At 53.3% G+C, this 12,920-nt stretch carries 9 protein-coding genes; 6 read left to right on the plus strand and 3 right to left on the minus strand.

Annotated elements, in window-relative coordinates; all coding sequences use genetic code 11:
* Positions 1–27: 27 nt before the first annotated feature.
* On the minus strand, positions 28–1,941 hold the full coding sequence (locus tag K355_RS0104515) for an ABC transporter substrate-binding protein (protein ID WP_022730920.1): 1,914 nt from the start codon (positions 1,939–1,941) through the stop codon (positions 28–30).
* 471 nt (positions 1,942–2,412) lie between these two features.
* Between K355_RS0104515 and K355_RS0104520 the strand changes: the two genes are divergently transcribed.
* The 4 genes from K355_RS0104520 to K355_RS0104535 all read left to right on the plus strand — a co-directional run bounded on the left by K355_RS0104520 (position 2,413) and on the right by K355_RS0104535 (position 5,364).
* Positions 2,413–2,718, plus strand: a complete 306-nt coding sequence (locus K355_RS0104520; protein WP_028791327.1) for a hypothetical protein — start codon at positions 2,413–2,415, stop codon at positions 2,716–2,718.
* 163 nt (positions 2,719–2,881) lie between these two features.
* On the plus strand, positions 2,882–4,096 hold the full coding sequence (locus tag K355_RS0104525; protein WP_022730922.1) for a hypothetical protein: 1,215 nt from the start codon (positions 2,882–2,884) through the stop codon (positions 4,094–4,096).
* Between the two features lie 111 nt (positions 4,097–4,207).
* The gene (locus K355_RS0104530) at positions 4,208–4,567 is read left to right on the plus strand and encodes a TraR/DksA family transcriptional regulator (RefSeq protein WP_022730923.1); all 360 of its coding nucleotides are present in this window, start codon (positions 4,208–4,210) and stop codon (positions 4,565–4,567) included.
* A gap of 62 nt (positions 4,568–4,629) precedes the next feature.
* Positions 4,630–5,364 (plus strand): hypothetical protein, encoded by a 735-nt coding sequence (locus K355_RS0104535; protein WP_022730924.1) that lies wholly within the window; start codon positions 4,630–4,632, stop codon positions 5,362–5,364.
* A gap of 2 nt (positions 5,365–5,366) precedes the next feature.
* Here the strand turns inward: K355_RS0104535 and K355_RS0104540 are convergent, their stop codons facing one another.
* The gene (locus K355_RS0104540) at positions 5,367–6,032 is read right to left on the minus strand and encodes a response regulator transcription factor (protein ID WP_022730925.1); all 666 of its coding nucleotides are present in this window, start codon (positions 6,030–6,032) and stop codon (positions 5,367–5,369) included.
* A gap of 53 nt (positions 6,033–6,085) precedes the next feature.
* Positions 6,086–7,489 carry a cache domain-containing protein gene (locus K355_RS0104545; protein WP_022730926.1) on the minus strand — a complete coding sequence of 468 codons (1,404 nt, stop codon included), beginning with the start codon at positions 7,487–7,489 and terminating at the stop codon, positions 6,086–6,088.
* Between the two features lie 432 nt (positions 7,490–7,921).
* Here K355_RS0104545 and pyc point away from each other — a divergent pair, with 432 nt between their 5' ends.
* Together pyc and K355_RS0104560 are read left to right on the plus strand one after the other, a co-directional pair.
* Positions 7,922–11,389 carry a pyruvate carboxylase gene (gene pyc, locus K355_RS0104555; RefSeq protein ID WP_022730928.1) on the plus strand — a complete coding sequence of 1,156 codons (3,468 nt, stop codon included), beginning with the start codon at positions 7,922–7,924 and terminating at the stop codon, positions 11,387–11,389.
* Between the two features lie 16 nt (positions 11,390–11,405).
* Positions 11,406–12,890 (plus strand): FAD-linked oxidase C-terminal domain-containing protein, encoded by a 1,485-nt coding sequence (locus tag K355_RS0104560; protein WP_022730929.1) that lies wholly within the window; start codon positions 11,406–11,408, stop codon positions 12,888–12,890.
* The last annotated feature ends 30 nt before the right edge of the window (positions 12,891–12,920 follow it).

Genomic DNA, 12,920 nt, shown 5'->3' on the forward strand with positions numbered 1-12,920 from the left:
CTCCGAAGAGTGACACATCTTATCTTCCTAATCTATGTAGTACTGACTAGGATTTGTAGGTGCCGGCGTTGCATAGCTCCAGGCAGCAGGCATGATCTTGGGAACGTTATGAAAGTTCTTGGCAACCACGCCTTTGCGATTAAGCGGAAGCGCAATTCCCATAACGTAAAACTGATCGACGCTGATGTCGAGAATATCGCGCATGAGTTGCGCTTGTTTTTCTGCATTTGCCGTGGCCTTTAGCTGATCATAAAGCGCAAGTTGCTTCTGAACGGCTTCTGGCGGGGTGATTGCACTGGGGCTTTCGGGGTTGGCATACCAATTGGACCAGCCGGTTGCGAACCACGAAGATTCCGCAGACACCGGAAGGTAATTGATCGGGATCACCATGGCATCAAGGCCGCCATCACCACCCCATGCACTGGCGTGATGATTGTTGTTTTGACGGTTTGCGACAAAAACATCTCGGGCAAGATTGCGTGCAGTGACATCAATGCCAATATCGCGCCAGTATTGGACAACGGCATTGAGCATATCAAAGCGGTCGGACCCTTCTGTATCAATCGTAAACGACAGACGCTTGCCATCGGGGCGCAGAAGGAAACCTTCGTCGTCTCTATGTGTCAGGTTTGCCTTTGCCAGATAGTCTGTCGCAAGCTCGGGATCATGATTGATGAATTGCCGGGCAAGAACCGTATGATACAGCGGGCTTTCGGGACGTGGTGCCGCTTGATGCGGCAGGGCTCCGGGGGTGAAGCGTCCAATGATGGCTTCGCGGTCGATGGCGTGGGACAGGGCTATGCGGAAGTTCTTGTTCTGGAAAATCTTGCGCAGAACAGCGTCCTTGTCATTGAGGTTCAAAGACAAGGTCAAGGCATTCATGTCGCTTTCAATCAGGGTGAACGGCAGCAAGTCATCATTGGCTGCCAGAACTTCGTCTGCACGTGTGCTGACATGACGCTCTTGCATATTGACCTGTCCGGCAATTGCCGCATCACCTGCAGCACTTTTTGACGACACCAACGTGAATGAGACCTGATCAATATAGGGCAGTTGACGTCCGGTAGGATCGATTTTCCAGTAAAACGGATTGCGTTTGGCAATCAGTGGATCATCTTCGCCGTAGATACCGGTCAAAACCCATGCATTCAGTGTTGGAACGTCCGGATTTTGCCAGCGGCTCGGGTCGTCAATCGTTCCGGGGGCGCCAAAAACAGCGATAAAACGTTCTTTCCAACCTGCAAAGCCTTGCGCGCGTGCTTCTTCATCCGCGTTGGCATTATATTTCGGCAACAGCGGTTTTAGAAAATGGGCGGGATAACTCACCGGCTCAACCCCTTCGGGGCGGGCAAGGGCGGTCGGGAAAAGGCCATAAGGGGTACTAAACCGGAAAGCGACAGTCGATTCATCGATTTTATCGACTGTTACTGGATTGCCATCGGAATTAAGCCATTCGGGCACGTTTTCGGTAAAGGCCGGGTTGTTCAGGATGTCTTCGTACCAGAAAATAATGTCATCAACGCCAAACGGCGCGCCGTCAGACCACCGCATGCCCGGACGCAGACGAAAGAAAAACTCCGTCGCATCGCTGCTGGGTTGAAAGGACAACGCGACATTGGGCACTGTTGTCGTCCATTGCGGTGTCCAGCGCAGAAGCGGCTCATAGCCAATGTTGCGGATCAGAAGTGCATGGTCGCGCTGGTCGCGCTGGGCCATCTTCCATGTGCCGCCATAAACGCCCACTTTGTCATTCGGGGTTACGATCATCGGTGTCGTTGGAAGACGCTGATCAACCGGCGGCAGCGTGCCGTCCTTGACTTGGGTTTCAAGCATCGGGGCTTCGCCAAAATCAGCAGCATCTGACTTTGGCAGGTCAATCAGCATGACCGTCAAAACGCCAAACAAGATGCCAAACAAGATGTATGTGTAGTGTCTGACCAATTCCCGTTACCCCTATCGTCGTACTTTCTGTCCGAACGTATCTATTACGCTATCCAAAGGTGGTGGATACTGCGTGGGAGCTAAAAGGTAAATAGAGCAGTCGGTGAATTAAACCCTAAAATGACTCTGGTAGGATTCTTTCGCACAAAAATCGTTCGGAAAATCTGCAGTATAACTGCGCTGCACATAGTTTTCTTCGGCGGTGGCTTCACGCAACAGGCTGTTAAAGCCACAGAAACTGGTGGTGACGGGACACCTTAAAAGATGCGCTAAAGCAGGATGAGTTTATTTGCAACTTTTCGCTGCGCTCATGTGGCGCTGCGCCATAAATAGGATGTTAAACTAAAGTTTAATGGCGCCTAAATTAGTAAAATTGCGGGTAAACGGCAAGTAACATGTATTGGATCCGTCAAGCAGGAAACGAGTCGCATAGTGTGCTATTGTGCAAGCTCAACGGAGAATATCAGGTTCATGGCACCGTCGAAAGAGCAGGATAATAATACTTCAACAGGTTCATTTATGGATGGGCCAAAACCTGCTGCGCCAATCCCAAAATATGAACCCGGTACAGACCTGGTCTTAAAGGACCGGTTGCGCAATACGTCATCGGTGACTCCGGTACAGTCGGTGCCATCGACCGTCGAAGACGATGGTTTTACCGTCGCCGGGGTTGAAGGACGTATTGATCGCAGGAAAGCCAATGTTGCTGGAAAACTGGTGGATACAGACCCTGATCAGGCGCTTCGTGTGATCCGAAACTGGCTGATGCAGGAATAAAAGCCTGTTGGTGTTTGGCCTTGACTGCTCAATACAGCGTGTTTGTTTTCGATACTTCTTGGGATTTATCAACGGCTTTGACATTCTGATCCCTTAGCAACCGTGATCCCTATTCGTTTATGTGATGGATGGGGATCGTGCAACGGTGCCAAGGGGGGGATGAATGACCAACTTCGAGCAACTTATTTCAGATCAGTTTTGTGCGTTTGATGCCAACTACCTGTCGCAACAGGCGACATTTGAAGCACAGCTTGCTCCGCTTCAGAACAAGCTGATTGCGATCCAGAAAACCGGAAACAGCATGGCCGCATCCGATCAGCAAATGATCGAATGCAAATGGTTGCTGTCCTATACCGCCGACTGGAAAATGCTGGCGGGGAAACTGGCGGCATTTGAAAAATCCCTTGATAACCCTGATCAGGATTGGGCCAGTCAGCAGGTCGCAATCGATGGTTCCTGGGGGCCTTGCTATGATCAATGGTTCCTCAAGGTTGATGCGATGATTGATGCGGTCAATACGTTGGCCGATCAGGAGCAAGCACCGCAATATCCGTTTCTGTTCCTCGCCCCGATTGCGACACCGCAAAAGATGGTCGCGTGGCTGGAAAGCCAGAAAACGTCACACATCTTTGCCGATGGGCTGGATCGTCGTGATGCCTTGGGGGCTGTCACCGCAACCTTGTCGCAGATGTGTTTCAAAAGCGAAATTCGCGATTATTTCCAAACCCATGTGAAGGGTTTTGACCTTAGTGATGACTATGTCGCGGCCTATAAAAAATGGCTCGATGACTGGCAGGATGGGCAAAGTGGCTATTGGGGCGGATGGTTCGCAACTGCGTCGGATGGTGTGTTGAAAAGCCCCGACCTCAGCCTGACGTTCCATAATATTTCCTACCAGCACGGCAAGGTCGATTTATGGGTGGAGATTTTTGCAACCACGCTTGCGATCCGCGATCAGGCTTATCCTTTTGGCTGGAAGCACAACGATGATTTCAACAATCACAACAATTACGATGTGACGAAAATCTTTGATCTTGGCTGGTCTCAGGTCGATGACGCATCGCAAAAGGCGGCATCAGATGACATCGGTCTGATTCTTGACTGGTGTCTGACCAAATCCATGACGCCAGATGGCGGTTTCATTGATGATCCGACCTTCTATAATTCCGTCGGGGCGGCCTATTATTACGGTGTCTCATTCCTTGATCAGGCGGGATATTTTGCAACAACCAAGCCATTCTGGACGGACAAATCGTTTGCCGATGGACCCGCGCTTTGTTGCAAAATCCAGAAGAAAATCAAATCCGAAGGCCTGGATGATGCCGAAGCCAAGGCCGCATTGGAAAAGCTTGTCGATGCCTGCGGAAATTGCACCTGAATATGTGTGCCCCCCGGTCGCGACTTTAAATCTGCACAAAGGGGTTGGCGAAAGACCGATGACCCACCCCATATAAGAAAAGAAGAACAACAACACATTACGAGGTTCGCGATGACAGATCGTAAAGACATTGATCTTGCTGAACTGCGCACACGGCTTGAAACCCGACGCGCAGAGCTGTTGGCACATTCCAGCCATTCAGAAGATTACCGTAAGCCCGTCGAGCTTGATCAACAGGCGGTCGGGCGTCTGTCACGTATGGATGCACTACAAAATCAGCAAATGCATCTTGAACAGGAACGCCGTCGCGCTGCCGAACTGACCCGGATTGAAAAAACACTGACCCGGATGGATCAGGATCAATACGGCCATTGTCATAACTGCGGCGACGATATTGAACTCAAACGTCTGGAATTTGACCCGACCACGCCATTGTGTGTTGAGTGTGCGGATCGGGTCAGCCATGTCTGATAGGAAGATATGATTGGCACAATGGGGCCTTCCCCTAAAATAAGTGAAACGGGAGAAGCCATTTGCCGGCTTTTGGGCAACATAACCGACTGAACGTGCTTGCCGTATTGGTCGTGGCAAGTGTGATGTTTGCACTTTTGGCTCTTCCCAAAAGCACGGTCGCCCAAACCAATGGCTGCGGGCCGGTGCAGACGCCGTCAACGACCCTTGAGTTTATTCAGATGGACCCGATGCTGGACCGGCATCGCTCCGTGCGCTGGCTCAACAGTCGGGCAGGCGGCAGTCCGCGCTATCTTGTGACGGGGCTCACCGAATATGAAATGCGCGCGTCGTTTAACATGCGTCTTGAACCCCGCGAAGCCCGCTTTGGGCGGTATTGCTTAACCCCTGTAACGGTTAATCCGCGGGTCGAGGTCGTCAAACATCTTGTCTATGTCGCGTCCGAACTTGAACGCGGAAGCTGCGAATATAATGTCGTTTACGCCCACGAAGGCGAACACGTTAAAATCAATCAGGGGATGGAAGCCGACATTCAGGCCTCTCTTGACGACATGGTGGGCGATATCACCCGCACGGTTGCCGCAATGCCGCCGATGTCGGGTGAAAATGTCGCACGGTCGATCAAAAGGTTGCTGTCGGAATATGGCCGTGAATTCAAACGGCGCCTTAACGATATTGATCGTAGCCGCCGCGAAGATCACAAACGCATCGATACCCCCGAACAATATGACAAACTGTCACGGGCATGCGGACCGAATTCGGCATTCGATACGGTTCTGCCCCGCGCAGCACGCTAGGCTCAACCTTCGAGCGTCACCAGACCTTTTTCAATCGCATAGCGGACCAACCCGGCAGAACTGTCGATATCAAGTTTGCGTTTGATGTTCCGGCGGTGGGTTTCAACCGTACGCACGCTGATATCAAGTTCACGCGCGACATGCTTGTTGCTCGCACCCTTCGCCAGAAGCCGCAAAACCGTACGTTCGCGGGTTGTTAACGGCACGCCATCGCTGTTACTGCCTTCGCCCGACGTGATCCGTTCAAAGGTCGAACTATAGGCTTCCCCACCATTGGCGATGGTTTCAATCGCGCGCACCATGTCGTTTGACGACACGTCTTTAAGGATAAAGCCCCGTGCTCCGGCTTCCTGTGCTGTGCGCAGATATTCCGGATTTTCGTGCATCGATAGAATGACGACCTTGGTGTCCGGCATGGTTTCACGGAACTTTTCGGCGGCTTCCAGACCGTTCATCACCGGCATCGAAATGTCCATCAAAACGATGTCGGGTTGCAGTTCACGTGCCAGTGCTAGCGCCTCGACACCGTTGCTTGCTTCGCCAACGATGTTGATATGCTCAAAGCATTCCAGTCGCGACCGGATGCCATCCATGACAAGCGCGTGGTCATCGCACAAAAGAACGCGCATCGGACGGTTGGCTGAATAGGTAAGGTTGGCATTGTTCATCGGTCGAAACTTGCTTCCTGTCGCTGAGGTGTTCTGGCGAAGTAATTATAAGATTAACTGCTGATTGTCTTGTCGGGTAGCTCATTATGCGCACTTGCCGGAATAAATGCAGTTATCCTTGTGCCGTCATCGACTTCAGAACGCACGCTGAGCCCGCCACCATGAAATTCCATGCGTTCGCGCATGTTACGCAAACCAATGCCAGCCCGCGGGTCGCGGTTGCGGATATATCGGTTGGTCTCAAACCCGACCCCGTTATCGCCAATCCGCATCACAACGCTTTGGCCCTCACGCTTGATCGAAATTGTCACAACCGTTGCATCGGCGTGGCGGACAATGTTGGTAAGCGTTTCCTGCAAAACACGGTACAGCGTGGTTTTCTTGGCGATGTCGAGTTGATTATCGATGGTGTCGCATTTGACTTCAATCCGCATGCCCGACCGGTCTTGAAGTTCGGCACACATGCTTTCAATCGCGGGTTTCAGGCCAAGGTCATCCAAAACAGCCGGGCGCAAGTCACGTGATATACGCCGCACTTCGTGAATGGCATCCTGAAGGCGCTTGGCCGCCTTTTCCATTGGTTCGACCGCCGGGCTTGATTGGGACCCAATGCGCGCAATTGCGGTTTCGACCGAATATTTCACCGACACCAGAATTTGGCTGATCCCGTCATGCAACTCACGTGAAACGCGCAGGCGTTCCTGTTCCTGAACATCAACAACCCGGTGGGTCAGTTCCTTAAGCTTGGAATCGGCCAGTTTGCGTTCTGAAAGGGTGACAACCGTGCCCGATATGCCGACCAGCAACACCGCAAGGATGGTAACCCCGATGATGGAAATGGTGGTTTCGCGAATGTGGGTGGAAACCTCGGATTCAATTTCGGCGACCTGTTCGGAAATATCGTCGATATAAATTCCCGTGCCGATCATCCAGCCCCATTTTTCAAGCATCAGCGAGTAGGATATTTTTTCCGTCGGTTCGCCTGTCGATGGCTTTTCCCAAACGTGGCGCATGAAGTCGCCACCCTTTTCGGCATTGAAAATCAATCCCTGAATGACCGAATTGCCGTTGATATCACGCAAGTTCCAGTACGTCCGACCCAGCCGCCAGGGTTGCGGCGGATCGACAAGGGCGGTGCCATCGCGGTCATAAATAAAGAAATAGCCGTCCTCGCCATAAGACAGATCTTCAATGATCGCCTTGACCCGTTCCTTGGATACCGCATCAAGCGGGCTTGCCACCGAATAGATATGGTCAATCGATGCTAAGGCCAGCTCAAGATAGCTTTTAAGCTCGTCTTTGCGGGCTTTGAGGATGTTGCGCTCAAACGTCCTGATTTCGGCTTCGGCCAGTCGTTCGGCCTGGGCAAACACCAGCCATGAAATCGCACTGGCGGCCAGGACAAGCGGCAGAATGGACAGCAAAAGAAACTTTAGTCGAAGATTAAGCTTCGGCATGGGCGTGACCGTTTTGGCAGCGGGGAAGGTTTCGAAGGTCGGACAATAGCATATTTGTTACAAAAGTCCCTGCAAGATCACGGGTTCTCAACTATGAGGATATGCGCGGACTACAGCGCATTTTCCACATGGTGAAAACCTGCTGGCCTGTATTTATCAAAATTGGTATTACCAATTTCACGGATCAAGCTTTGACAGGGGGTGGGCAATGCGCATATATCATAAACGTCGCCTGCCCACCGGGCGCCAAAAACTTTGGATGCACTGCACGCGTTTTATCGGTGCACGCATCCTGATCCGCCACATTAGGTCTGGCGTTGCAGGCATCCCGCACCGCAACGCATTCCGGGACCATATCGTGGCGTTCACTTGGTTTTGGCAGGCGCGCACAGGCCGTTCCTGCCATAAAAATCTGGTAGGAGCCCGGTGTATATGAACCGTTCAGCACCAAAACGTATCCGTAAACTTCTCGTCGCCAATCGCGGCGAAATCGCCATTCGTGTTTTGCGCGCTGCAAACGAACTTGGTATTCGTACGGTTGCGATTTTTTCCGACGAAGACCGTTTTGCCCTTCACCGTTTCAAGGCGGATGAAAGCTATACCGTGGGCAAGGGCAACAAGCCCATTCGCGCCTATCTCGATATCGAGGATATCCTGCGCGTTGCGCGCGATGCCGATGTTGATGCCATCCATCCGGGCTATGGTTTCCTGTCGGAAAACCCCGAATTCGCTGATGCCTGTGCCGAGGCCGGCATTCAGTTTATCGGCCCTGATTCTGATGTGATGCGCCTTCTGGGCAACAAGGTATCGGCGCGTAATCTGGCCGAAACCGCCGATGTGCCGGTAATGCCTGCATCCGCGGCCTTGCCCGAAGACATGGCCGAAGTCAGCAAGATTGCCGAAAAACTCGGCTACCCGCTGATGCTCAAGGCAAGCTGGGGCGGCGGTGGACGCGGTATGCGCGTCATTGAAAATGGCAAGGATCTGTCCAATCAGGTGCTCGGTGCCCGGCGCGAGGCCGAGGCCGCCTTTGGCAATGGCGAGGTGTATTTTGAAAAACTGATCCGCCGGGCCCGCCATGTTGAGGTGCAGCTTCTGGGCGATAACCACGGCACACTTGTTCATCTGTATGAACGTGATTGTTCGGTGCAGCGCCGCAATCAAAAAGTCGTCGAACGCGCGCCGGCACCATATCTGGATGACGCGCAGCGCAAGGAAATCTGTGATGCTGCCATCCGGTTGGGCAAGGCCGCCAACTATGTAAATGCCGGCACGGTCGAATTCCTGATGGATGTCGATACATCCAAATTCTATTTTATCGAGGTCAATCCCCGCATTCAGGTCGAACACACCGTGACCGAATGTGTCACCGGCTTTGATCTGGTAAAGGCGCAAATCCTGATTGCGCAAGGCGGTCGGATCGGCTTCCCATCGGAAACCGGCATTCCGTGGCAGGATAAAATCAAGCTGCGTGATCATGCGCTTCAGTGCCGCATCACCACCGAAAACCCCGAAAACAACTTTGTCCCCGATTACGGGATCATCAAGGTGTATCGCGGTGCTAACGGCTTTGGTATTCGTCTGGATGGTGGCACGGCCTATTCCGGTGCGGTGATTACGCCGTTCTATGACAGCATGCTTGAAAAAGTCACCGCATGGGGCAGTACCCCGCGGGAAGCTGTGGACCGTATGGACCGCGCATTGCGTGAATTCCGTATTCGCGGTGTTGCGACCAATCTGGCGTTCCTTGAAAACCTGATCAATCACCCGAAATTCCGGGCTGGTGAATATACCACGCGCTTCATTGATGAAACGCCCGACCTGTTTAAATTCGTGCGCCGTCGCGACCGTGCAACGCGTCTTCTGCGTTTCATCGGCGAAGTCGCGGTCAATGGCAATCCAGAGGTCGAAGGCCGCGTTGTCCCGACCAATCTGCATGATCCGGTGATGCCAAAATCAATTGATCTGGATGAAATTCGTCCCGGCACGAAGCAAAAACTTGATCAATTGGGACCAGAAGGTTTCTCCCGCTGGATGAAGGATCAGGACCGCGTCCTGATCACCGATACCACCATGCGTGATGCCCATCAGTCACTGTTGGCGACCCGCATGCGGACCTATGACATGCTGGCAATCGCACCCTATTATGCGCATGGCCTGCCTGAACTATTTTCGCTCGAATGTTGGGGCGGGGCGACGTTTGATGTTGCCATGCGGTTCCTCAACGAAGATCCGTGGGACCGTCTGGTCAAGCTGCGTGAACGGGTGCCCAATATCCTCACACAAATGCTTTTGCGTGCCTCAAACGCGGTCGGCTATACGAACTATCCCGATAATGCGGTGGATTATTTCGTTAAGCAGGCCGCAGACCACGGCATGGATGTCTTCCGGGTGTTTGACAGCCTGAACTGGGTTGAAAACATGAAGGTCGCGATGGAATCGGTGCTTAAAACCGATAAACTCTGCGAAGCGACCATTTGTTACACGGGTGACATCTACGACAAAAGCCGCCCGAAATATAACCTTGATTACTATGTCAGTATGGCGCGCGAGCTGGAGAAATCCGGTGCCCATATTCTGGGGCTTAAGGACATGGCCGGTGTGCTGCGTCCGGCCGCGGCGACCGAACTGGTCAAAGCACTTAAAGACACGGTCAATATCCCGATCCATTTTCACACCCATGACACCAGCGGTATTTCAGCCGCCACCGTGATTGCCGCCATTGATGCCGGGGTCGATGCGGTTGATGCCGCCATGGATTCGATGTCGGGTCTGACGTCCCAGCCCAACCTTGGCTCCATCGCCAACAACTATATTGGTCAGCCCCGTGATCCGGGCCTCAATACCGAGGCGCTCAAGGAAGTTTCGACCTATTGGGAACAAATCCGTCGCTACTACGCCGGATTTGAAAGTGACATTCGAAGCGGCACGTCGGACGTCTATGTCCATGAAATGCCGGGTGGCCAATACACCAACCTGCGCCAACAGGCACGTGCCCTGGGCCTTGATGATCGCTGGCCCGAAGTTTCCAAGGCCTATGCGGCGGTCAACAAGATGTTTGGCGATGTTGTTAAGGTCACGCCAAGCTCCAAGGTCGTCGGCGATATGGCGTTGATGATGGTGACATCGGGCTTAAGCGAGGAAGACGTTCTTGATCCGAAAAAGGACATTACATTCCCCGATAGCGTGATTTCCTTCTTCCGCGGTGAAATCGGTCAGCCGGTCGGCGGCTTCCCGCCCGCCTTGCAGCGCAAGGTGCTCAAAGGCGGCGAAGCCCTTTCGGATCGTCCGGGCAAGTCTTTGCCACCGATTGATTTCGAAGCGACCCGCAAGGAGATCGAAAAGAAAACCCATCGCAACATCAGCGATGCGGAGGTTGCATCCTATGTGATGTATCCCAAGGTGTTCCTTGATTACGCCGAACACCGCAGCCACAACGCCGATGTGTCGGTGCTGCCAACCCCGGTCTTTTTCTATGGGATGAACCAGAACGATGAAATCTCGGTTGATCTGGAAAAGGGCAAGACGCTTGTCATTCGCTATCTGACAACGTCCGAGGGCGGTGACGACGAAGGTCAACGCACAGTGTTCTTCGAACTCAACGGTCAACCCCGAACGGTCAAGGTCGCCGACAAGACCCTTGCCGCCACGGGCAAGGTTCGACCCAAGGCCGAAGACGGCAACAAACTTCACATCGCAGCCCCGATGCCGGGACTTGTGGTCGAGGTGCATGTCGCCGAAGGCCAGAAGGTCAAGGCCGGTGATGTGATGTGCTCGCTCGAAGCCATGAAAATGGAAACCGCAGTTCACGCGGAAAAGGACGGCACGGTGGTAACCATCCACGCGCCTGCCGGTACACAGGTCGACAGCAAGGACTTGCTGATCGAACTAACGGAGTAAACCACCGATGCTTAGGATGCCTGAGCCTGATCAACACACGCTTGCTCGTCGCAAGGATATCATTGCCGCCATGAAGGATGTTATTCCCTCGCCCGGTGGTGTGATTGTCGATGAGGATCAGCTCAGGCCCTATGAATGCGATGGTTTGATGGCCTATCGGCAATTGCCGATGATTGTGGTCCTGCCCGAAAATACCGGGCAGGTCGCAGCCATCCTGAAATATTGTCATACACATAAAATCCGCGTTGTGCCACGCGGTGCGGGCACCGGTCTTTCGGGCGGGGCCTTGCCGATGGCCGATGCGATTACGATTAGTATGATGAAATTCAACCGCGTGCTCGATATCGATTGGGACAACCGGGCGGCAGTGGTGCAGCCCGGTGTCACCAACCTTGGCATCACGCGCGCGGTCGAACACAAGGGGTTCTATTACGCGCCTGACCCGTCCAGCCAGATCGCCTGTTCGATTGGTGGCAACATTGCCGAAAATTCCGGCGGGGTGCATTCGCTTAAATACGGGCTTACGACCAATAACGTGCTTGGCGTTGAAATGGTTACGATCGAAGGTGAAATCCTTCGTGTCGGGGGTAAGGGGCTTGACCAGACCGGCTACGACCTTTTGGGCATTATCACCGGATCCGAAGGGTTGCTGGGTATTGTGACCGAGGTAACGGTACGCATTTTGCGCAAACCCGAAACGGCGCGCGCCTTGCTTCTGGGCTTTAATTCATCAGAAGAAGGCGGAAAATGCGTTGCCGCGATTATTGCCGCCGGGATTATTCCCGGTGGACTTGAAATGATGGATGCCCCGGCGATCAAGGCGACCGAGGATTTTGTCCATGCCGGATATCCGCTCGATGTCGAAGCCTTGCTTCTGGTCGAACTTGATGGCCCGCAGGTCGAGGTCGATTATCTGATCGAACGGGTTGGCAATATTGCCAAGGATTTCGGTGCGGTTTATTCGCGGATTTCCGAGACAGAGGAAGAACGCCTGTTATTCTGGTCGGGGCGTAAAAATGCCTTCCCGGCGATTGGCCGGATTTCGCCTGATTATATGTGTATGGATGGCACCATCCCGCGTGTCCGTCTGGCCGAGGTTTTGGCCGGCATGCAGGTTCTCTCGCAGCGTCACGGGCTTGGCGTGGCAAACGTGTTTCATGCGGGTGACGGCAATTTGCACCCCCTGATCATGTTTGATGCCAACAAACCGGGTGACCTTGAACGCGCAGAGGCCTTTGGCGGTGACATCCTGAAACTCTGTGTCGAGGTCGGCGGCGTTTTATCCGGGGAACATGGCATCGGCGTTGAAAAGCGCGACCTGATGGGCGAAATGTTCACAGCCGACGACATGAAACATCAGGAACGCATCAAAATGGCGTTCGATGAGGACCAGTTGCTCAACCCCGGCAAGGTCTTCCCGACCTTGCATGGCTGCGGGGAGCTTAAAACCCTGCATGCCAAGGCGGTTGCCGACAAATTCCCGACCATCCCGCGCTTTTAGACGCGGCAAAACAAGACCAACGACAAAACA

The sequence above is a fragment of the Thalassospira lucentensis MCCC 1A00383 = DSM 14000 genome, from assembly GCF_000421265.1.
In the GTDB taxonomy this organism is placed as follows: domain Bacteria; phylum Pseudomonadota; class Alphaproteobacteria; order Rhodospirillales; family Thalassospiraceae; genus Thalassospira; species Thalassospira lucentensis.

Coding starts and splice junctions, on each gene's coding strand:
- K355_RS0104520 (WP_028791327.1), top strand. CDS start 2,413: ATGGCACCGTCGAAAGAGCAGGATAATAATACTTCAACAGGTTCATTT.
- K355_RS0104525 (WP_022730922.1), top strand. CDS start 2,882: ATGACCAACTTCGAGCAACTTATTTCAGATCAGTTTTGTGCGTTTGAT.
- K355_RS0104530 (WP_022730923.1), top strand. CDS start 4,208: ATGACAGATCGTAAAGACATTGATCTTGCTGAACTGCGCACACGGCTT.
- K355_RS0104540 (WP_022730925.1), bottom strand. CDS start 6,032: ATGAACAATGCCAACCTTACCTATTCAGCCAACCGTCCGATGCGCGTT.
- K355_RS0104545 (WP_022730926.1), bottom strand. CDS start 7,489: ATGCCGAAGCTTAATCTTCGACTAAAGTTTCTTTTGCTGTCCATTCTG.
- pyc (WP_022730928.1), top strand. CDS start 7,922: ATGAACCGTTCAGCACCAAAACGTATCCGTAAACTTCTCGTCGCCAAT.
- K355_RS0104560 (WP_022730929.1), top strand. CDS start 11,406: ATGCCTGAGCCTGATCAACACACGCTTGCTCGTCGCAAGGATATCATT.